The sequence below is a fragment of the Teichococcus coralli genome (assembly GCF_009829925.1).
Lineage (GTDB): Bacteria > Pseudomonadota > Alphaproteobacteria > Acetobacterales > Acetobacteraceae > Pseudoroseomonas > Pseudoroseomonas coralli.
This window is the reverse complement of sequence record NZ_SNVJ01000015.1, coordinates 1-20,037: the sequence shown is the minus strand read 5'-3', so window position 1 is coordinate 20,037 and position 20,037 is coordinate 1. Positions and strand designations below refer to the sequence as shown.

Genomic DNA, 20,037 nt, shown 5'->3' with positions numbered 1-20,037 from the left:
CTCCACTCCTGGAGGGGCGATGCAGCGTCGGTCTTCTGGCCTGTTCCCCCTGTTGCAGCTTGCCCGGTGCGAAGGTGGCGGCACAGGCGCGCGAGGCGCTGGTCAGGATGGGCGCGGATGACCAATAGGCCCGCGCGGCGATCCGAATCCGCAGACGGCAGCCTTCCGACGGCACCGAGCTGTTCTCTTGGGAACAGCGCAACGGCAAATCCGGGAGCCTGGGCCTGAACGTGCCGACGCTTGGCGGGTCCGTCCCTGGCAGCAGCGGCTCCCGCTGCCATGCGCCGTTTCGCGCGGCCGACGGCTGCATCTCAGCCTGAATCACACCGGCGACAACGACGGCGCGTTCGGCCGCGAAGGCATTCGGGCCTCCCTCATGCAGGGCTGCTGGCGCCGCTCCCTGCCCGGCGGTGGTGCCGGCAGTTGCGACTGGCCAGTTTGGAGTCCTGGGGGGCAGATCCTGCACCAAAGGGCAGCGGCCTCGTGCCCCCCGCCGCCTCAAGAGCGAAAAATTAAGGGCACTTTACAACCATAGGTAGCTATTCAGAATATGATTTACAATCTGGGTTGCGGCGGGTCGGGCTCCTTCCCTGTGGCGCTCAGGAGCTGCAGCTCACGGGCAAAGATGCCACCGGGGATGAAGGCTCCACCCACCGCTGCCGAGGCTGGCAGGCGCTGGCCCATCCTCTGGCCTGCCCACCCGGCCCAGGTCGGCGCGCCGGCCTCGATCAAGGTGCGCGGAACCGATGTCTGCGCCCCGTTCATGGTCATTCGGATAACGATGCTGGCCAAGCCGGGGCCACAGCCCGGCAGCATGCGCGGCGAGGAGGCAGCAAGGAAGCAGGCGGCATAAGGGGGGGAGTCAGCTCCCCAGGCTTTCCACCCATCGCAGCAGCCGCCCGGCCACCCCTTCCCAGCCCGGCTCCAGCATCAGCAGGTGCCCGCCAGGCAGGAACTCGGCCCGGGTGTCATGCCAGAGCGCGCAGCGGTGCACCGCGTCGGGTGCGATCAGCCGGTCTCCTGTGGCGCCGAGCACCAGCACGCGGCGGCGGTGCAGCCAGCCATGGGGCACGGGCTGCGGCATCTGCGCGTCCAGCAGGGCGCGCCGGGATTCGCCGCCCATCCGCCGCAGGAAGTACTGCGCCCGCGCCGGAGGCATGGCGGCACTGAAGAGGTTGCGGGCGAGGTCCGCGGGGGCGGTGCCGACGGGCTGGTCCATGCGCGCGGCCTCGCCCCACAGGGCCGGGTCGGTCAGGGCCAGGCGGGCGCTGGAGAACCAGAGCCCTTCCGGCGGCACCGGCGCCAGCAGGGCGGCGCCGCATACCACAGGCTCCAGCAGCAGGCGCTGCGCCACGAGGGCGCCGAGCGAATGGCCCACCAGCACCACCGGACCCTCCTGCCGCGCCAGCACGGCCCGTGCCTGGGCCAGATAGTCATCCAGACCGGCGGCGGCACTCTTCGTCGCGCGGGCAAAGTCCAGCACCAGCGCGGGTAGGCCGGCCGCAGTGCAATGCGCGGCGAAGCCTTCCTCCCAGACCCAGCCGCCGCAGCCTGCGCCGTGCAGGAAAAGCAGGATCGGCGAGCCGGCGGCCGGAAGGTGGCGCAGCAGGGGAGCGGCGCCTTTACCGGAGTGCGGCGGCAGGGCGTCGGGCATCAGGCGGCGGTCTCGCCGGGCATGCCGGCCCGCAGCAGGGTGACCGTGGCGCGTGCTGCCTCAAGCGGCACGCCGAGCCGCTGCAAGGTAAAGTCCGCCATGCTCAATGCCACCTCCCGCTCTCCCATGACAGCCATTCCCACGCCTCCCTCGGCACGCAGCCAGGCGATCTCGCTGTCGGCGTGGGTTCGCACCGCCACCTCGATGGCAGGATTGGCCTGTCGTGCCAGTTCCATGACCCGCCGCGCCTCCCAGGCGCCAGGCAATGCCAGCACCAGCAGCCGCGCCTGGCGCGGCCGGGCAGCGCTGAGCACCTCCTCCTGCACGGCATTGCCCCAGACGACGTGCACGCCCTCCTTCACCAAGCGCTCCGCCAGCCGCCGGTTCTCCTCCACCACGACCATCGGCAGCCCGTGGCGGCGCAGCGCTTCGGCGATGGTGCTGCCCACCCTGCCATAGCCGATCAGGATCACGTGCTCGCGCAGCCCGGTCAGCGCGGGATGGCGTGGCGGGCGGCGGCCGCCCTGCCAGCGGCGCAGCGCGCGGTTCGCCTCCAGCCGTGGCAGCAGCGCGGCAAAGGCTCGGAAGCTCAGCGGCGTCAGCAGGATGGAGCCGAAGCTGGCGAGCAGGACAGGGCCGCGCGCCGCCTGCGGCAGGATGCCCTGGCCAACCGCCAGCTCGGTCAGCACGAAGGAGAATTCGCCGATCTGGGCGAAGGCGGCGCCCACCGTGGCGGCCGTGGCCGGCTGCACGCCGAGCGCCAGCAGCAGCAGGAAGGTGATGCCGCCGGTGCCGAGCAGCACGACGGCCAGTGCCGCGCCGGCGGCCAGCGGCGCCTCGGCCAGGGCCATCGGGTCGAGCAGCATGCCGACGGAAAAGAAGAAGAGGGCGGCGAAGACGCGCTGCAGCGGCACCGTTTCCGCCGCTGCCTGGTGGCCGAGGTCGCTCTCCCCCAGCACCACGCCGGCAAAGAAGGCGCCCAGCGCGAAGGAGACGTTGAAAAGCGTCGTGGCCGCCAGCGCGACGCCAAGCGCGGCCACCACCACCGCCAGGGTGAACAGCTCGCGCGAGCCGGTGCCGGCGACGCGCCGCAGCGCCCAGGGCAGCACGCGCCGTCCGGCCAGCAGCATCACGGCCATGAAGGCGGTCAGTTCCGCCACGGCGCGCAGCATGGCGAAGCCCAGCCCCTCCGTGCTTCCGCCCGCGGCGGCCGGCAGCAGCACCAGGCCCAGCACGACGATGAGATCCTGCATCACCAGCCAGCCCAGGGCGATTCGCCCGGCCTGGCCGGAAAGGCGGCCACGTTCCTCCAGCGCGCGGGTGGCGACGGCGGTGGAGGCGATGGCCAGCGCCAGCCCGAAGGCGAAGGCGCCGCCCAGCCCGACGTCAAGCAGCTGCGCCGCGACCGCAGCTCCCAGCGTGCCCACCAGCGCCACCTGCACCACCGCACCCGGCACGGCGACGCGCCAGACCGCCAGGAGGTCCTGCGCCCGGAAATGCAGCCCCACGCCGAACAGCAGCAGCCCGACGCCCACCTCCGCCAAAGTAGCGGTGAAGCCATGGTCGGTGGAGAAGCCCGGCGTATGCGGCCCGACCAGCGCCCCCGCCACCAGGTAGCCGAGCAGCGGCGGCAGGTGCAGCGCCCGTGCGGCCAGGCCGCAGGCGAAGGCAAGGGAAAGGGCGATGACCAGAACGGCGAGCAGGGGCGGCGCGGCGTGCATTGCCGGGCAGAGTAGAGGGCGGCCGCGGCCCAGGCCAGGGTGCCTCATCATTCCCGTCAATGATGACGGTTCCGGCATGGGATTTCCCGTCCGGAACCGGCAGGCCCAGATGAGGTGGGAGACCTGGAGGCCCGCCATGCCTGACATTCTTCCATCACACCTGGCCGAGCTGCCGCCCGAAGCGGCGCCGCTCACCATCGGCGGCGTGACGCTGGCGGCGCGCGACCTGCCTCGGCTTGCGGGATTCTACGCGACGCTGCTGGGCCTGGAGCCGGTGCCGGAAGGTGCCGGGCTGCGCTTCGACCTTGCCGGCGCCACGCTGCGCCTGCTGGCCGCGCCGGACGCACGCCCGGAGCGCGGCGACGAGCCCGGCCTGTTCCACACCGCCTTCCTGATGCCGGACCGTGCCGCGCTGGCGGGCTGGCTGCGCCATGCGCTGGCGCTCGGCATCCGGCTTGACGGCGCCTCGGACCACGGTGTCAGCGAGGCGCTCTACCTTTCCGACCCGGAAGGCAACGGCATCGAGGTCTATGCCGACAGGCCGCGCGCCCTCTGGCCACGCCCCCTCTGGCCACACCCGCCTGCCCTGGCGCAAGGGGTGGCCATGGTGACGCGGCGGCTCGACCTGCAGGACCTGCTCGCCGCCACGACGGCGGCGGACCCGGCGCCGCGCGCCACCCGCATTGGCCATGTGCACCTGCGCGCTGGCGACCTCGCTGCCACGGAAGCCTTCTATCGTGGCCTCGGACTCGAGGTGATGCAGCGCATGCCGCATGCCAGCTTCCTGGCCAGCGGCGGCTATCACCACCATGTCGCGATCAACACCTGGGGCAGCAGCGGCACCCGGCCAGCGGGGCTTGCCGGACTCGCCGCCCTCACGCTGCGGGCGGCGAGCGAAGCCGCCTTTCAACGCGCGGCGGCGGCCCTGCCGAACGGGAAGGCGACCGATCCCTCCGGGAACCTTGTGGCGCTGATCCAGGCCGAGACTTGAAAAGGTCGGGAAAGGAATTCCCCCGACCCCCTTCTTTCTGCTCGGAATCCGGCGCTGCCTGGGCTGACAGAAGAAAGATGGGGGCCGGGGGTTTCTTTTTCCCCGGCCTTGTTTCAGTCGGTTTCCTCGCTGGTGCGAAAGGCCAAGCTTCCTTATCTGCCGGCCATGCCCACTCGGCGCTTCGCGCCCTGCGGCCCGAAGGTGTAAGGGAAGCCCGACATGGCACCGAACGAACTCCGCGCCGACCGTCCCCTGGTGGGTGAACGCGCCACTGCTCCTGCCCAGCCGGATGTCGCGCCACCTGGCAAGCCCCCTCGCCCGCCCCGCCGGCCGCGCCGGAAAGGCGGCGGCGGGCGCGGTGCGGGCCGCTGGGTGGTGCGGCTGGCCAGCCTCGGGCTGATCCTGGTGCTGGGCGCCGCCGCGGTTGGCGGCATCGGCGCCTATGGCGTCTACCGCGAAGCCGTGGCGGACCTGCCGGAGCATGCCTGGCTGGCCGACTACCAGCCGCCGCAGATGAGCCGCATCTACGCCGCCGACTCCCGGCTGATGTCGGAACTGGCGATGGAGCGGCGCGTCTTCGTGCCGGTCGGCGCCATTCCGCCGCGCCTGCAGGCCGCCTTTGTGGCCGCCGAGGACCAGAACTTCTGGACCCATCATGGCGTGGATTTTCTGGCCATCGGACGCGCGGCGCTGATGAACGTGGAAGGCCTGTTCACCGGGCGGCGGGCGCTCGGCGCTTCCACCATCACCCAGCAGGTCGCCAAGAACATGCTGGTGGGCAACGACCGCACCATCATGCGCAAGGTGCGCGAGGCGATCCTGGCCTTCCGGCTGGAATCGGCCATGCCGAAGGACCGCATCCTGGAGATCTACCTCAACGAGATCTTTCTGGGGCAGCAGGCCTATGGCGTCGCCTCGGCGGCGATGAACTACTTCAACAAGGGCCTCGACGAGCTGACGCTGGGCGAGATGGCCTTCCTTGGCGCCCTGCCCAAGGCGCCCAACAACTACAATCCGAACCGCTTCCCCGAGGCGGCCAGGGCCCGGCGCAACTGGGTGCTCGACCGCATGGCCGAGGACGGCGCGATCACCCAGGCGGAGGCGGATGCGGCCAAGCAGGAGCCGATCGTCGCGCGCGGCCGCGCCCGGCCGGACCTGCTGGCCACCGGCCAGTACTTCACCGAGGAGGTGCGGCGCGAGCTGGTCGCCCGCTTCGGGCAGGACCAGACCACCATGGGCGGCCTCGTGGTCCGCACCAGCATGGAGCCGGACCTGCAGACCGCGACCGAGCAGGCGCTGCGCGACGGGCTGATGGCCTATGACCGCCGCCGCGGCGGCTGGCGAGGGCCGGTGGCCAGCATTTCCACCGCCGCCACGGAATGGATGCCGGCGCTGGAGGGCGTCACGCGCCCCGCCGGCGCGCCGGCGGAGTGGCAGCTTGCCGTGGTGCTCGGCGTGGAGAGTTCCGAGGCGAAGCTGGCCTGGCTGGAGCACCCCGACGGCCGCGCTCAGGCGCAGCCGCGCCAGGGCACGCTGCCCTTCTCGGCAGTGCAGGGCTGGGCCCGGCCGGCTGCCAGGGATGGCCGGCCTGGCGCCGCGCCGCGCCGCATGCAGGACGTGCTGAGCCCCGGCGACGTGGTGCTGGTGGAGCCCCGCGCGGGTGCGCCTGCCCAGGGCCGCAGCGCGGCCCGCCCACCGCAGCTCGCGCTGCGGCAGATCCCGCAGGTGGAGGGCGCCGTCGTTGCGCTCGATCCGGCCACGGGACGCGTGCTCTCCATGGCGGGCGGCTTCTCCTTCGAGAAGTCCTGGTTCAACCGCGCGACCCAGGCGCTGCGCCAGCCCGGCTCCTCCTTCAAGCCCTTCGTCTACCTGCCGGCGCTGGAGCTGGGGATCCCGCCCAACCAGAAGCTGCTGGACGGGCCGATCGAGATCCAGACGCCGCAGGGCATCTGGAAGCCGGGCAACTATGAGGGCAACTACAACGGCTGGGTGACGATGCGGACGGCGCTGCAGAAGTCGCTGAACCTCGTCACCGTCCGTCTGGCGCAGGAGGTGGGCATCGACCGGGTGGCCGAGACGGCGGCCCGCTTCCACGTCATCCCCAACATGCCGCATGTCCTCTCCATGGCGCTCGGCGCCGGCGAGACGACGGTGATGCGCATGGCCGCGGCCTATGCCTCCTTTGTCAACGGCGGCAAGGAGGTGATGCCGACGCTGATCGACACGGTGCAGGATCGCTTCGGCAACGTCGTCTGGCGCGCCGACAGCCGCCGCTGCGACGCCTGCAGCAGTGGCCCGAACGCCGAGCCGCCGCATCTGACCGACGAGCGCAAGCAGATCGCCGACCCGATCGCCGCCTACCAGATGGTCTCCCTGCTGCAGGGGGCGGTGCAGTACGGCACCGGCACCCGCGCCGGGGCCGGGCTGGACCGCCCGGTGGCTGGCAAGACCGGCACCACCAACGACTACATGGACAACTGGTTCGTCGGCTTCACGCCGGACATCGTGGTCGCGGTCTGGGTCGGCTTCGACGACCCCCGCTCCCTGGGCCGCAACGAGACGGGCGGCACCAACGCGGCGCCGATCTTCCATGACGTGGTGGCCTCGGCGTTGAAGGACAGCCCGCCGGTGCCATTCCGCGCGCCGCCGGGCGTGGCGCTGGTGCGCACCCAGCTCGACAATGGCCAGACCATCCTGGAGCCCTTCAGGCCCGGCACCGAGAACGCCGCGAGGCCGCCAATCGGCACCGGCGAGATGGTCACGGACACGCCGGCCGGAGCGGACAGCGGACTCGGCGGCCTCTACTGAGCCGTTGGTTCCGGGGGGGAAGGCCCCTCTCCTTAAAAGAGGTATTCCACAGCGGCTGCGCCACCTGAGGTGGTGCAGTTGTTGTTTTGCACGGCCTCTGGTTTGGGGTGGCTCGGGAAAAACCGGAGAATCCGCCCCAATTCATGGACGGAAAGCGAACGCCTGAGCCGGCTTGCCAAAAACTCATGAACGGAAAGTGAGATGGAACGCCAACTTCGAATCGGCACAAACTTTATCTGCCGAGCTATCGTTCAACCGTTCCTGTTCATGCGGAGAGTCGCGGATGGCCAGCCCCTATATTCCGCCAATCAACAAAATCGTGGCGACGGACAACAGCGAAACGATTGTTGGGACGCCCCAGAACGACGACATCTACGCCGGCGACGGCGGCGACTACATCGTCGGTGGCCCGGGCAGCGACTTCATCGACGGCGGCCCCGGCTTTGATGTGGCCGCCTTTGACGGCGTCAGCAGCCGCTACCAGGTGGTTGTCACCGGTGGCGTCGCGACGGTGACCGATTCCACGGACGGTTCGGTGGACCGCCTGGTCAATGTCAGCCGCCTCGACTTCGCCGACCAGCAGCTGGCGGTGAACCTGCCGTCCTTCTCCCCGTTGCGCTACATCGCGTCCAACCCGGACCTGCTCGTTGTCTACCGCGACAACGCCTCGCAGGGCGCCTGGCACTATGCCGAGCACGGCTTCGCCGAAGGCCGCTCGACCGCCAGCTTCAACGGGTTGACCTACATCGCCTCCAACCCGGACCTGATCACCTGGCTCGGCGCCTCGGCGGGCGACGGCACCTACCACTACCTCTTCCACGGCTACGAGGAAGGGCGCGGCCCCGGCAACTTCGACGGTCTGGGCTACATCGCCTCCTATAACGACCTGATCCCCTGGCTGGGGGTCAACTGGGAAGCCGGGGCCACCCACTACATCCAGCACGGCTTTGCTGAGGGCCGGAGCGCCGGCACCTTCAATGGGCTGGAATACATCGCCTCCTACCCCGACCTCATCCAGTGGCTGGGCGCCGACTATGGGCGCGGCACCGCCCATTTCGTGGAGCATGGCTTCTACGAAGGCCGCGTGCGGGACAACTTCAGCGCCGAGCAGTACCTGAACAACTATTCGGATCTGAAGGCGTGGCTGGGCAACAACTACGATGCCGCGACCGCGCACTTCATCGAGCATGGCTACTATGAAGGCCGCACCGACCAGCCTCTGATCGCCTGAGGCTGCAAGGCGGCTGGCAGGACGGGTGGCGCATTTCTGGCGCCACCTCTGGACAGCGGGGGCGGCGGGATAGTATCCCCCGCCCCCTGCCCTGCCATCCGAGGGGCCGCCGCCCGCAGGGGCGCGTGCGGCCCGCCTTCCCCCGCGGAGGCGCGTGGCCGGGCTTTGCGGCCAGACCGGCCTCTTCGAGCGAGGGACGATACGATGCGCGCCGATGCCGAGGCCCTGCGCGGCCAGATCGAGGAATCCATCGCCCTCCTGCGGCGTCATCTCGACTGGGACGTGGCCTTGCGCCGCCTCGACGAGGTGAATGCCCGCGCTGAAGATCCCACCCTCTGGGAAAAGCCCGACGAGGCGCAGGCGGTGATGCGCGAGCGCACCCGCCTGGCCGACCAGATCGAGGGCGTGCGCGCGCTGGAGCAGAACGTCCAGGACGCGCTGGAGCTGATCGAGCTGGCCGAGGCCGAGAGCGATGCGGCGACCGCTGATGCCGCGGTGGCCGACCTGCATGCCTACGCCACCGAGGCCAAGCGCCGCGAGATCGAGAGCCTGCTTTCCGGCGAGGCCGACAACCGTGACTGCTTCGTGGAGGTGAATGCCGGCGCCGGTGGCACGGAGGCGCAGGACTGGGCGCAGATGTTGCTGCGCATGTACCAGCGCTGGGCCGAGAAGCGCGGCTACAAGGTGGCGCTGACCGAGGAAAGCGAGGGCGAGCAGGCCGGCCTCAAGTCCGCCACCATCCAGGTGAGCGGGCCCAACGCCTATGGCTGGCTGAAGACGGAAAGCGGCGTGCACCGCCTGGTGCGCATCTCGCCCTTCGACGCCGCCGCGCGCCGGCAGACCTCCTTCGCCAGCGTCTACGTCTTTCCGGTGATCGACGACAAGATCGAGATCGAGATCAACCCGGCGGACCTCAAGACGGATACCTTCCGCGCCTCCGGCGCCGGCGGCCAGCACGTGAACAAGACCGAGTCGGGCGTGCGCTTCACGCATATCCCGACCGGCATTGTCGCCGCCTCGACGCAGGACCGCTCGCAGCACCGCAACCGCGTCATCGCCATGGACATGCTGAAGGCGCGCCTCTACGAGCTGGAGCTGCGCAAGCGCGAGGAGGCCAGCGCCGCCACCGAGGCCGGCAAGACCGACATCGGCTGGGGGCACCAGATCCGGTCCTATGTCCTCGCGCCTTACCAGCTGGTGAAGGACCTCCGCACCAACGTCGAGAAGGGCAACCCCGACGCGGTGCTGGATGGCGAGCTGGACGACTTCATGGCGGCGGCACTGGCCACCCGCGTCGGCGCCCACCGCAGCGAGGCCAGCGCGACGGCACGGTGAACGTGCTGGGGAAGAAGGAATTCTCCCCATCGGACGTATCCGTCCGATCCCCTCATCTTCTTTCTGCCCGTTGGTTCCCCGTCTGAAGCACGGCCACGGAGGGCGCACGGAGCGCGTTCCGAGAACTTGCAGAAAGGACGGGGGGTCTGGGGGGAACCCTGCTCCCCCCAGGCTTGCTGAGCAGGACGCATCATGACCGACCTCTTCCCCCGCCCGCAGGACCGCCACGACCCCGGCGGCAAGGTGCGGCTCGCCGTCTCCGGCGAGGTGGTCAGCCGAGCCGCCTTCTCCGAATGCGGCCGCTACCGAACCTTCCTGGAGCGCCGCTGGGACGGGAAGCCTTTCGGCGCACCCGGCTTTGCCGCCTGGATCATGATGAACCCCTCCACCGCCGACGAGCAGGTGGACGACCCGACCGTGCGCCGGGCGCGGGACTTCACCCGCCGCTGGGGCTTTGGCGCCATGGTGGTGCTGAACATCTTCGCCCTGCGCGCGACCCGGCCGGAAATGCTGCTGATGGCGGATGACCCTGTCGGGCCGGGGAATGATGCCGCCATCGCCGAATGGGCGGCGCGGGCGGAGCGGGTGATCGTCGCCTGGGGGCTGCCGCCCAAGCCGCTGCGCGGGCGTGGCGCGGCGGTGGCGAAGCTGCTGGGGGCGGCGCGCGTGCGGCCGATGGCGCTGAAGGTGACGCAGTCCGGCGAGCCGGGGCACCCGCTCTACATCGCGGCAAGCACCGAGCCGGTCCCCTGGCCCTAAGGGCGCGAGAGGGCGGTGCCCTCCCGCTGGGGTGACCGTACCCCCCGAGATCCCCGTCGGTGAATGCAGGGGCCCGGGGAGGCTCAGCCTCCCCGGCGGGGGTGCGGGGGCGGCGCCCCCGCGACGCGGTTTCAGTGCCCGCGCAGGATCTGGCTGAGGAAGGTCTTCAGCCGCTCGGTCTTGGGGTCGTTGAAGATCTGGTCCGGCACCCCGGCCTCGACGATCTCGCCGCGGTCCATGAACACCACGCGGTCGGCCACCTGGCGGGCGAAGCCCATCTCGTGGGTCACGCAGATCATGGTCATGCCGGTGTCGGCCAGCATCACCATGGTGTCGAGCACCTCCTTGATCATCTCGGGGTCGAGCGCCGAGGTCGGCTCGTCGAACAGCATGATCTTGGGCTTCATGCAGAGCGCGCGGGCGATCGCCACGCGCTGCTGCTGGCCGCCGGAAAGCTGGCCGGGATACTTGCGCGCCTGCTCGGGAATCTTGACCCGCTCCAGGTAGTCCATCGCCAGCGCCTCCGCCTCCTTCTTCGGCATGCGGCGGACCCAGATCGGCGCCAGGGTGCAGTTGTCCAGCACCGTCAGGTGCGGGAAGAGGTTGAAGCTCTGGAACACCATGCCGACCTCGCGGCGGATGGCGTCCAGGCTGCGCAGGTCGTCGGACAGCTCCATGCCGTCCACCACGATGCGCCCCTCCTGGTGCTGCTCCAGGCGGTTGATGCAGCGGATCATGGTGGACTTGCCGGAGCCCGAAGGCCCGCAGACCACCACGCGCTCGCTCTGCGCGACGTTGAGCGAGATGTCGCGCAGCACGTGCATGCTGCCGTACCACTTGTTCACCTTGTCCAGCAGGATGGCCGGCGGGCCATCGGTGCGGGCGGCGGAGGCGATCTGCGGCTCCTGGCCCGCCATGTCCGTCGTGGCGCTCATGCGACGTGGGCTCCGTGGAAGGAAGGGTTGCGGGTCATGGCCGGCCTCAGCGGACGCGGTGGCGGTTCAGCTCCGCCTCCAGGTTCTGGCTGTAGCGCGACATGGCGAAGCAGAAGATGAAGTAGATGAGGGCCACGGCGAAGTAGACCTCGACGCCGAAACCCTGCCAGGCCGGCTCGATGATCGCGGTCTTGCCGGCGGTCAGCAGGTCGAAGATGCCGATGATCAGCACCAGCGAGGTGTCCTTGAACATGCCGATGAAGGTGTTCACCAGCGGCGGGATCACCAGCCGCAGCGCCTGCGGCAGGATGATGAAGCCGGTCTTTTGCCAGAAGGAGAGGCCGAGCGCGTCGGCCGCCTCGTACTGGCCCTTGGGCAGTGCCTGCAGGCCGCCGCGCACCACCTCGGCCAGGTAGGCGGCGGCGAAGAGGATGATGGCCACCTGCGCGCGCAACAGCTTGTCGAAGTTGACGCCTTCCGGGAGGAAGAGCGGAAACATCACGCTGGCCATGAAGAGGAGGCTGATCAGCGGCACGCCGCGGATCAGCTCCACGTAGAGCACGCAGAGCAGCTTGATCGCCGGCATCCGCGAGCGCCGGCCGAGCGCCACCAGAATGGAGAGCGGGAAGGCCAGGGCGATGCCGAAGGTGGAAAGGATCAGGGTGATCACCAGCCCGCCCCAGCGCTCCTGCGGCACATAGGACAGGCCGAACACGCCGCCCCACATCAGCCCGCCGATGAGGAGCAGGGTCGCCAGCCAGATCAGCCCCAGCGCCGGCCGCCAGAAGCGGCGCATGGCGGAGACGACGTAGAGGCCGATGAAGAGCAGGATGCAGAGCGCCGGCCGCCAGTGCTCCTCATAGGGATAGGTGCCGAACAGGATGAAGCGGTGCTTCTCCGTGATTACGGCCCAGCAGGCGCCGGCATGGTCAAGGGCGCGGCATGCCTGGGTTTGCGGCCCCTGCTCCGTCACCGGAACCGACCAGATGGCGTTGATGAAGGCCCAGTCCACGAAGCCGATGGCCCAGCGGACGATCAGGTAGGCCAGCGCCAGGGTAACGGCGGTGGAAATCCAGGAGGAGAACAGGTTGGCCCGCAGCCAGGCAATGGGCCCGACCGCCAGCATGGGCGGCCGGCGTGGCGCGGCAGGGCTTTCCGGCACCTCGCGGGGGGTGGTGGCTTCAGCGGTGATCTCGGCCATGGCTCAGCCCTCCACCAGCGCGATCCGCGCTGCAAAGCTGGCCCTCGGGCCAGCGAGGCCGAAGGAAGCGACAATGCGCGGGCCACCGGCCTTTGCGTTCAGGATCATGGCTCAGCGCTCCACCAGCGCGATCCGCGCTGCAAAGCTGGCCTTGGGGCCAGCGACGCCGAAGGAAGCGACAATGCGCGGGCTACCGGCCTTTGCGTTCAGGATCATGGCTCAGCGCTCCACCAGCGCGATCCGCGCATTGTACCAGTTCATGAACAGGCTGATCGACAGGCTGATCGTCAGGTAGACAAGCATGATGATGGCGATGCCCTCGATGGCCTGACCGGTCTGGTTCAGCGTCGTGTTGGCGATCGAGACGATGTCCTGGTAGCCGATGGCGACCGCCAGGGAGGAGTTCTTGGTCAGGTTGAGGTACTGGCTGGTCATTGGCGGGATGATGACCCGCAGCGCCTGCGGCAGCACGATCTTGCGCATGATCAGCCCGCGCGACAGCCCAAGCGCTTCCGCCGCCTCCCATTGCCCCTTGGCCACGGCCTGGATACCGGCGCGGACGATTTCCGCGATGAAGGCGGCGGTATAGGTCACGAGGCCCAGCAGCAGCGCGAAGTATTCCGGCGTGACCGCCATGCCGCCGGCGTAGTTGAAGCCCCGCAACGCCGGGATGTCGCCCGTGAAGGGCGCACCATACGCGAGCCAGATCAGCACCGGCAGGCCGACGATCAGGCCCAGCGCCACCGGCCAGACCTTGCGCGGCTGGCCATCGGCCATCTGCTTGGCGCGGGCGCTGCGGGCATAGAAGAAGGCGATCACCGCGCCGAGCACCAGGCCGAGCAGGGCGAAGCTGTGCGCGTCCTGCCACTCGATCCAGGGCAGCCTCAGGCCGCGATTGGAGAGGAAGACGCCGGTCAGCGGATGCAGCGCCTGCCGCGGCGAAGGCAGCGCCTGCAGCAGCGTGTACCAGAACAGCAGTTGCAGCAGCAGCGGCACGTCACGGATCAGTTCGATATAGGCGGCGGCCAAGCGGGAAAGCAGCCAGTTCTTCGAAAGCCGGGCAATGCCGACCAGCGTGCCGATGAGGGTGGCGAGGATGATGCCCACCACCGCCACCTTCAGCGTGTTCAGCACGCCGATGAGCAGGGCGCGGGCATAGGTGTTGGTGGGGCTGTAGGAAATCACGTGCTCGGCGATCGGCAGCCCCGCCTCGCGCGAGAGGAAATCCCAGCCGGTGGCGATGCGCCGCACTTCCAGGTTGTGCCGGGTATTGCCCACGAGCCACCAGACGATGCCGCCCACAATGCCCAGCACCAGCACCTGCCAGACGATCGCGCGCAGCCGTTCATCGGCCCAGGAAAGGCGGATACCGCGCTTCGGCGGTGCGCGCAGCAGCCTGGGATCGGCGGCGGTATCAGACATGTTGAAGCCCCGTTCTTGTTTTCCACCAGGCTCCGCCCCGCCACGACGTCTTCTGCGCCGCTCGGCGGGGAGAGGGGGTGCGGGGCCGGCATGCCGGCCCCACGGTCACTCGGCCCGCGGCTTACCGGAAGGGCGGGGAGTACTGCAGGCCACCCTGCGTCCAGAGCGCGTTCGGGCCGCGCTGGATGCCGAGCGGCTTCAGGTGGCGGTCGAACATCTCGCCATAGTTGCCGACGGCCTTAATGATGCGGACGGCCCACTGGTTGTCCACACCGAGCATCTCGCCCAGGCCGCCGGTCTTGCCGAGCAGGCGCTGCGCCTCGGGCCGGCTGTCGCTGGCGGCCGCCTGCTCCACGTTCTTGCTGGTGATGCCGAGCTCCTCGGCGGTCAGCAGCGCGTTATGGGTCCAGCGCACCAGGTCGGCCCAGCGCTGGTCGCCATGGCGCACGGCCGGGCCCAGCGGCTCCTTGCTGATCACCTCGGGCAGGATCTGGTGCTCGTTCGGGTTCGGCTGCGCCGAGCGGGTGGCGGCCAGGCCGGAGACGTCGGTGGTATAGGCGTCGCAGCGGCCGGAGGTATAGGCGCCGACGACCTCCTCGACCCGCTCGATCACCACGGGGTTGAACTGGACGTTGTTGCTGCGGGCCCAGTCCGTCAGGTTCTGCTCGGTGGTGGTGCCGGGCTGCACGCAGATGGTGGCGCCGTTCAGCTCCTTGGCCGACTTCAAGCCGAGGCTGGCCTTCACCATGAAGCCCTGGCCGTCGTAGAAGTTGATGGCCGGGAAATCGAGGCCGAGCGAGGTGTCGCGCGACAGCGTCATGGTGGTGTTGCGCGCCATCATGTCGATCTCGCCGGACTGCAGCGCCGTGAAGCGGTTCTGCGCCGTGAGCGGCACGTAACGGACCTTGTTGGCGTCGTTGAACAGCGCGACCGCGACGGCGCGGCAATAATCCACGTCGAAGCCGGTCCAGCGGCCCTGGCTATCCGGCTGGGCGAAACCGGCCAGGCCGGTGTTCACGCCACAGCTCAGCGTGCCACGGGACTTGATCGCATCCATCGTTGCCGCGTTCTGTTGCGCGGGCTGTTGTTGCGCCAGGGCGGGCACCGCCATGGCGGCGGCCAGGGCGGCCAAGCCGAGTGTGCGCAGGGTAGCAAGCCGCATGGGCTTCATCAGTCTCTCACTCCCTCTCTGTGCGCCATCCGGCTTGAGGCCGGCGGCTCCTCCCGTGGACTGGCGGCTCTGCGCCAGGAGCAGGGCAGCCCTGCAAAGGCCTGCCTTTTGCCCGTTAACCGTACAGGAGGATCGGTGCAATCGTGGCGCATCGATTTCTCCCGCGGGAGCGATGCATCATCGCTTGGTAAGCAAACCGTGTGCCATAGATTGGCATGGCTTGCACCTGCGGAATGGGGAGTGGGGGCGGCAAGAAGCGGAGGCGCTGCCGCAGACGCGGGCGGGCGACGGACCGTGGCGCACAAGGCAGGAACGGCCGCCGGCCGGAGCCGGGGGAATGCGCTTCCCCCGGCGGGCAGGATCAGCGGCGCAGGCCGAGGCGCTCGATCAGGGACGCATAGCGGCCCTGGTTCTTGCGCTTCAGGTAATCCAGCAGGCCACGGCGCTGGCCGACCAGCACCAGCAGGCCACGCCGGCTGTGGAAGTCCTTGGGGTGGGTCTTCAGGTGCTCGGTGAGGGAGGAGATGCGCTCGGAGAGCAGGGCCACCTGCACTTCCGGGCTCCCCGTGTCGCCGGCCTTGGTGGCGTATTGCTGGATCAGCTCCGCGCGGCGCTCGACGGTGATGCTCGACATCGGCGTCAGCCTTTCATTCTGGGTCGCCGTCCGCGCCCGCAGGCGACGTGGCGACGAAGGTGTTTTCACCCGGGCCAAGCCAGCGCTCCGGCTTGAGAAGACCGGATTCGAGCCTGGCAAGGCCCTTCAGGCGCTCCCCCGCCATGGCGCGCACCAACCCGCCATCGGGGCTGGCGTCGCCCGGGATCCGCCCCATCAGCTCGACCAGGGAAATGGCCTGGCCGAAGGAAAGGCGGGCAATCTCGGCTTCCGTGAGGGCCAGTGCCGGGATGTCGGCCAGCGCGGTCGTCACGGGAAGCAGAAGATCCGGGGAAGGAGGCGGGATATCCTCCGATCCGACCAGCTTGTCCAGCGGAATCGCGGCCTCTTCCAGGAAGGGGCCGACGCGCATCCGCCGCAGGGTCGCGATATGGCCGACCGCGCCCACCGCCCGGGCGATGTCCCGTGCCAGGGAGCGCATGTAGACGCCCTTGCCGGACTGCACGAAGAAGATGGCGGTGTCCGCGTCGGGACGGCTCTCCAGCTCGAAGCGGTCCACCCGCGCCGGGCGTGGCGCCAGCTCGGGAAGCTGGCCGTCCCGCGCCAGGTCATAGGCGCGCGCGCCGTTCACCTTGATGGCGGAGTAGATCGGCGGCACCTGCAGAATGTCGCCGACGAAGGCGGGCAGCGCGGCGCGGATCGCCTCGTCCGTTGGGCGCGCCTCCGAGGTGGCGATCACCTGGCCGTCGGCGTCGTCGGTGTCGCGCGCCTCGCCGAACTTCAGCGTGAAGCGGTAGGTCTTGGTGCCGTCCATGACGTAGGGCACCATCTTGGTCGCCGCACCGAAGGCCAGCGGCAGCACGCCCGTTGCCAGCGGGTCCAGCGTGCCGCCATGGCCCACCTTCTGCGCCTGGAAGGCACGCTTCAGCTTGTTCACCACATCGGTCGAGCCGATGCCCGAAGGCTTGTCCACGATCAGCCAGCCATCCAGCGGGCGGCCCTTCGGTTTGCGGTAGGGGCGAGGCATGAGATCTCTTTTGCAGATTGGGCGTGTCTGCGAGAGGGCTCCGCCCTCTCGCGCTCTCCCGCCAGGAAACTGAGTTTCCTGGACCTTCCATTCGGGGGCTGGGGGATACTACCCCCGCTGCCCGCGCGCAAACGGCCAGAAAAAAGATGGGGGTCCGGGGGAATTCATTCCCCCGGCCTTCTACGCCGCCGGCAGCGGGCGCGGCCGTCCGGTGGCATCCAGCGCCACAAAGGTGAAGACCGCTTCCGTCACCCGGTTGGTGTGCTCGCCCTCGCGCTCCCGGCGCCAGGCCTCGACGCGGATGCGCAGCGAGGTGCGGCCAGAGGCGAGGATCTCGGCATAGAGGCTGACCTCGTCGCCCACCCGCACCGGGGAAAGGAAGCTCATCGCCTCCACCGCCACGGTGGCGCAGCGGCCGCGCGCCCGGCGGGCGGCGGCATTGCCGGCCGCTAGGTCCATTTGCGCCATCAGCCAGCCGCCGAAGATGTCGCCCGCCGGGTTGGTGTCCGCCGGCATGGCGATGGTGCGGATCACCGGCGCGCTGTCGGGCGGCGTCGCGCGATCGCTCAAGGCGTTTCGTCCTCCTCGCCGCGCGGGCCGAGATCCTGCTGCACCTCGGGACGACGCAGCACGGCGTCGATCTTCATCGCGTAGTCCAGCGCCGTGTCGGGCTGGAAATGCAACTCCGGCGCGAACTTCAGCCGCACCGCGCGAGCGACCTGCGTGCGCAGGAAAGGCTGCACCCGCTTCAGGCCTTTCAGCTCCTCCGGCGTCACCGCCCGGCCCAGCGCGGCGACGAAGCAGGTCATGTGCTTGAGGTCGGGAGACGCCCGCACCTCGGTGACCGTGATGTGCCGCCCATCCAGGTCGGGGTCGTGCAACTCGCCGCGCAGGAAGACGGCGGAAAGCGCATGCCGCACCTCCTCCGCCACGCGGAGCATACGCTGGCTGGGGGCGCCGGGGGTGGCAAGCTTCTTGGCCATGGCGGAAACTCTTCAAACGACGAAAAGGCCGGGAGAATGAATTCTCCCGGACCCTCTTCTTTTTTCTGTCAGTTGGCGGCCGGGCCTTGAAGCCCGACCGCGGGCATCAGACCGCGGCGACGGTCTCGGTCTCGTAGCACTCGATCTGGTCGCCGACCTTGATGGCGTCGTAGTTGGCGAAGCTCATGCCGCACTCGTAGCCGTTCGTGACTTCCTTCACGTCGTCCTTGAAGCGGCGGAGCGTCGCCAGCTCGCCCTGGTGGATGACCACGCCATCGCGCAGCAGGCGGACGCCGCAGCCACGGCGGACCACACCCTCGGTGACGCGGCAGCCGGCGATGTTGCCCAGGCGCTTGACCTCGAAGACCTCGAGGATCTGCGCGTAGCCCAGGAACTTCTCGCGCTGGATCGGGGCGAGCTTGCCACGCACCAGCTTCTCCACGTCATCCGCCACCTCGTAGATGATCGAGTAGTAGCGGATGTCCACGCCGTCCCGCTGCGCCATCTCGCGCGCCTGCCCCGTCGCACGGACGTTGAAGGCCACCACGATGGCATTGGACGCCTTGGCGAGCTGGATGTCGCTCTCGGTGATCTGGCCGACGGCGCTGTGCAGCACCCGGACCTTGACCTCGTCGCGCGACAGCTTCGCCAGGGTGACGCCCAGCGCCTCGGCCGAGCCCTGGACGTCGGCCTTCACGACGACGGCGACCTCCTTCTGCTCGCCCGCCTGGATGCGCGCCATCATGTCGGCCAGCGTGCCGCGGGCGGCGCCGGCGGCGGCGGCCTGCTTGTCCCGCAGCTTGCGCTGGCGGAACTCGCTGATCTCGCGCGCCCGGCCCTCGTCCTCGACGGCGGTGAGCGGCTCGCCGGCCGCCGGCACGCCGGACAGGCCGAGGATCTCGACCGGCAGGCTCGGCCCGGCCTCCTTCAGCTGGCGGCCCTTGTCGTCGAGCATGGCGCGCACCCGGCCCCACTCGGCGCCGACCACCACCATGTCGCCCTGGTGCAGCGTGCCCTTCTGGACCAGCACCGTGGCCACCGCGCCGCGACCCTTGTCGAGCTTCGACTCGATCACGGTGCCCTCGGCGCCGCGGCCCGGGTTGGCCCGCAGGTCCAGCACCTCGGCCTGCAGCACGATGGCCTCGAGCAGCTTCTCGAGGTTCATCGCCTTGGTCGCCGAAACCTGGATCTCCTGCGTGTCGCCACCCAGGGACTCCACCACCACTTCGTGCTGCAGCAGCTCGTTGCGCACGCGGTCAAGGTTGACGCCCGGCTTGTCGATCTTGTTGACCGCCACGATCAGCGGCACGCCGGCCGCCTTCGCGTGGTGGATCGCCTCGATCGTCTGCGGCATCACGCCGTCATCGGCGGCCACCACCAGCACCACCATGTCCGTCACGCTGGCGCCACGGGCGCGCATGGCGGTGAAGGCCTCGTGGCCCGGGGTGTCGATGAAGGTGATCTTCTGGCCGCCCTCCACCGTCACCTGGTAGGCGCCGATGTGCTGGGTGATGCCACCCGCCTCGCGCGCCGCCACGTCGGTCTTGCGCAGCGCGTCCAGCAGGCTGGTCTTGCCGTGGTCGACGTGGCCCATGATGGTGACGACCGGCGGGCGCGGCAGCAGGTCCGCCTCCGCGTCCACCGCGCCTTCCAGGCCCAGCTCGACGTCGGATTCGGAGACGCGCTTCACGCGGTGTCCGAACTCGTTCACCACCAGCTCGGCGGTGTCGGCGTCGATCGTCTGCGTCAGCGTCGCCATGACGCCCATGCGGAACAGGGCCTTCACCACCTCGCCGCCACGCGCGGCCATGCGGTTCGCCAGCTCCTGCACGGTGATCGCCTCGGGGACAACGACCTCGCGCACCACCTTCACGCCCTCGGAACGGAGGCGCTGCAGCTCCTGCTGCCGCCGCTCGCGCTCGCGGGCACGGCGGACGGAGGCCATGGAGCGGCTGCGCTCGTCCTCGCCCTCCAGCGCGGCGGCGACGTCGATCTTGCCCTCGCGCCGGCGCTCGCCACCCAGCGTGCTCTTCTTCGGCGGCGGGGCCGCAGGCTTCTTCGCGGCGGCGGGCAGGCCGGGGCGGCGGGCCGGGCTCGGGCGCTCGTCCTCCTCCTCGCGGCCACGCAGCGTCAGGCGCGGCGCGGCGGCACCCGGCGTGGCGGCGCCCGGGCCGGCCGGACGGCGC

Annotated in this window: 16 protein-coding genes; 5 read left to right on the top strand and 11 right to left on the bottom strand. The window is 69.8% G+C overall.

Annotated elements, in window-relative coordinates; genetic code table 11:
* Positions 1 to 862 precede the first annotated feature (862 nt).
* Positions 863 to 1,654 carry an alpha/beta hydrolase gene (locus tag E0493_RS15900; RefSeq protein WP_160938228.1) on the bottom strand — a complete coding sequence of 264 codons (792 nt, stop codon included), beginning with the start codon at positions 1,652 to 1,654 and terminating at the stop codon, positions 863 to 865.
* Positions 1,654 to 3,375, bottom strand: a complete 1,722-nt coding sequence (locus E0493_RS15895) for a cation:proton antiporter domain-containing protein (RefSeq protein ID WP_160938227.1) — start codon at positions 3,373 to 3,375, stop codon at positions 1,654 to 1,656. The genes E0493_RS15900 and E0493_RS15895 overlap by 1 nt, the downstream gene beginning before the upstream one ends.
* 136 nt (positions 3,376 to 3,511) lie before the next feature.
* On the opposite strand from E0493_RS15895, the gene E0493_RS15890 reads away from it, so the two are divergent.
* The 5 genes from E0493_RS15890 to E0493_RS15870 all read left to right on the top strand — a co-directional run bounded on the left by E0493_RS15890 (position 3,512) and on the right by E0493_RS15870 (position 10,499).
* Positions 3,512 to 4,366, top strand: coding sequence for a VOC family protein (locus E0493_RS15890; RefSeq protein ID WP_160938226.1), 855 nt, complete (start codon positions 3,512 to 3,514; stop codon positions 4,364 to 4,366).
* 219 nt (positions 4,367 to 4,585) lie between these two features.
* Positions 4,586 to 7,174: a penicillin-binding protein 1A gene (locus E0493_RS15885; RefSeq protein ID WP_160938225.1), complete on the top strand. Its 2,589-nt coding sequence runs from the start codon at positions 4,586 to 4,588 to the stop codon at positions 7,172 to 7,174.
* Between the two features lie 283 nt (positions 7,175 to 7,457).
* Positions 7,458 to 8,405 (top strand): hypothetical protein, encoded by a 948-nt coding sequence (locus tag E0493_RS15880; RefSeq protein WP_160938224.1) that lies wholly within the window; start codon positions 7,458 to 7,460, stop codon positions 8,403 to 8,405.
* Positions 8,406 to 8,609: 204 nt separating this feature from the next.
* A complete protein-coding gene (gene prfB / locus E0493_RS15875; RefSeq protein WP_160938223.1) occupies positions 8,610 to 9,740 on the top strand; it encodes a peptide chain release factor 2 in 1,131 nt (376 codons plus the stop codon).
* A gap of 192 nt (positions 9,741 to 9,932) precedes the next feature.
* Positions 9,933 to 10,499 (top strand): DUF1643 domain-containing protein, encoded by a 567-nt coding sequence (locus E0493_RS15870; RefSeq protein WP_160938222.1) that lies wholly within the window; start codon positions 9,933 to 9,935, stop codon positions 10,497 to 10,499.
* A gap of 131 nt (positions 10,500 to 10,630) precedes the next feature.
* Here the strand turns inward: E0493_RS15870 and E0493_RS15865 are convergent, their stop codons facing one another.
* The 9 genes from E0493_RS15865 to infB form a co-directional block, all read right to left on the bottom strand.
* Complete coding sequence (locus E0493_RS15865) at positions 10,631 to 11,434, bottom strand: amino acid ABC transporter ATP-binding protein (RefSeq protein WP_160938221.1); 804 nt, start codon at positions 11,432 to 11,434, stop codon at positions 10,631 to 10,633.
* Between the two features lie 46 nt (positions 11,435 to 11,480).
* Positions 11,481 to 12,635, bottom strand: a complete 1,155-nt coding sequence (locus E0493_RS15860) for an amino acid ABC transporter permease (RefSeq protein WP_160938220.1) — start codon at positions 12,633 to 12,635, stop codon at positions 11,481 to 11,483.
* A gap of 219 nt (positions 12,636 to 12,854) precedes the next feature.
* Positions 12,855 to 14,057: an amino acid ABC transporter permease gene (locus tag E0493_RS15855; protein ID WP_160938219.1), complete on the bottom strand. Its 1,203-nt coding sequence runs from the start codon at positions 14,055 to 14,057 to the stop codon at positions 12,855 to 12,857.
* Between the two features lie 121 nt (positions 14,058 to 14,178).
* A complete protein-coding gene (locus E0493_RS15850; protein WP_160938218.1) occupies positions 14,179 to 15,228 on the bottom strand; it encodes an amino acid ABC transporter substrate-binding protein in 1,050 nt (349 codons plus the stop codon).
* Between the two features lie 361 nt (positions 15,229 to 15,589).
* Positions 15,590 to 15,862 (bottom strand): 30S ribosomal protein S15, encoded by a 273-nt coding sequence (gene rpsO / locus E0493_RS15845; protein ID WP_160938217.1) that lies wholly within the window; start codon positions 15,860 to 15,862, stop codon positions 15,590 to 15,592.
* A gap of 13 nt (positions 15,863 to 15,875) precedes the next feature.
* On the bottom strand, positions 15,876 to 16,868 hold the full coding sequence (gene truB, locus E0493_RS15840; protein WP_160938216.1) for a tRNA pseudouridine(55) synthase TruB: 993 nt from the start codon (positions 16,866 to 16,868) through the stop codon (positions 15,876 to 15,878).
* 180 nt (positions 16,869 to 17,048) lie between these two features.
* Entirely contained in the window at positions 17,049 to 17,384 is a 336-nt protein-coding gene (locus E0493_RS15835; RefSeq protein ID WP_160938305.1) for an acyl-CoA thioesterase, read from the bottom strand.
* Positions 17,385 to 17,434: 50 nt separating this feature from the next.
* Entirely contained in the window at positions 17,435 to 17,851 is a 417-nt protein-coding gene (gene rbfA / locus E0493_RS15830) for a 30S ribosome-binding factor RbfA (RefSeq protein WP_160938215.1), read from the bottom strand.
* Positions 17,852 to 17,957: 106 nt separating this feature from the next.
* A partial coding sequence (gene infB, locus E0493_RS15825; RefSeq protein ID WP_235913821.1) for a translation initiation factor IF-2 occupies positions 17,958 to 20,037 on the bottom strand: 2,080 nt, incomplete at its 5' end.

What these genes read in the sequence shown, in the direction of transcription:
- E0493_RS15900 (WP_160938228.1), bottom strand. Translation starts at nt 1,654, where the DNA reads ATGCCCGACGCCCTGCCGCCGCACTCCGGTAAAGGCGCCGCTCCCCTG.
- E0493_RS15895 (WP_160938227.1), bottom strand. Translation starts at nt 3,375, where the DNA reads ATGCACGCCGCGCCGCCCCTGCTCGCCGTTCTGGTCATCGCCCTTTCC.
- E0493_RS15890 (WP_160938226.1), top strand. Translation starts at nt 3,512, where the DNA reads ATGCCTGACATTCTTCCATCACACCTGGCCGAGCTGCCGCCCGAAGCG.
- E0493_RS15885 (WP_160938225.1), top strand. Translation starts at nt 4,586, where the DNA reads ATGGCACCGAACGAACTCCGCGCCGACCGTCCCCTGGTGGGTGAACGC.
- E0493_RS15880 (WP_160938224.1), top strand. Translation starts at nt 7,458, where the DNA reads ATGGCCAGCCCCTATATTCCGCCAATCAACAAAATCGTGGCGACGGAC.
- prfB (WP_160938223.1), top strand. Translation starts at nt 8,610, where the DNA reads ATGCGCGCCGATGCCGAGGCCCTGCGCGGCCAGATCGAGGAATCCATC.
- E0493_RS15870 (WP_160938222.1), top strand. Translation starts at nt 9,933, where the DNA reads ATGACCGACCTCTTCCCCCGCCCGCAGGACCGCCACGACCCCGGCGGC.
- E0493_RS15865 (WP_160938221.1), bottom strand. Translation starts at nt 11,434, where the DNA reads ATGAGCGCCACGACGGACATGGCGGGCCAGGAGCCGCAGATCGCCTCC.
- E0493_RS15860 (WP_160938220.1), bottom strand. Translation starts at nt 12,635, where the DNA reads ATGGCCGAGATCACCGCTGAAGCCACCACCCCCCGCGAGGTGCCGGAA.
- E0493_RS15855 (WP_160938219.1), bottom strand. Translation starts at nt 14,057, where the DNA reads ATGTCTGATACCGCCGCCGATCCCAGGCTGCTGCGCGCACCGCCGAAG.
- E0493_RS15850 (WP_160938218.1), bottom strand. Translation starts at nt 15,228, where the DNA reads ATGAAGCCCATGCGGCTTGCTACCCTGCGCACACTCGGCTTGGCCGCC.
- rpsO (WP_160938217.1), bottom strand. Translation starts at nt 15,862, where the DNA reads ATGTCGAGCATCACCGTCGAGCGCCGCGCGGAGCTGATCCAGCAATAC.
- truB (WP_160938216.1), bottom strand. Translation starts at nt 16,868, where the DNA reads ATGCCTCGCCCCTACCGCAAACCGAAGGGCCGCCCGCTGGATGGCTGG.
- E0493_RS15835 (WP_160938305.1), bottom strand. Translation starts at nt 17,384, where the DNA reads ATGCCGGCGGACACCAACCCGGCGGGCGACATCTTCGGCGGCTGGCTG.
- rbfA (WP_160938215.1), bottom strand. Translation starts at nt 17,851, where the DNA reads ATGGCCAAGAAGCTTGCCACCCCCGGCGCCCCCAGCCAGCGTATGCTC.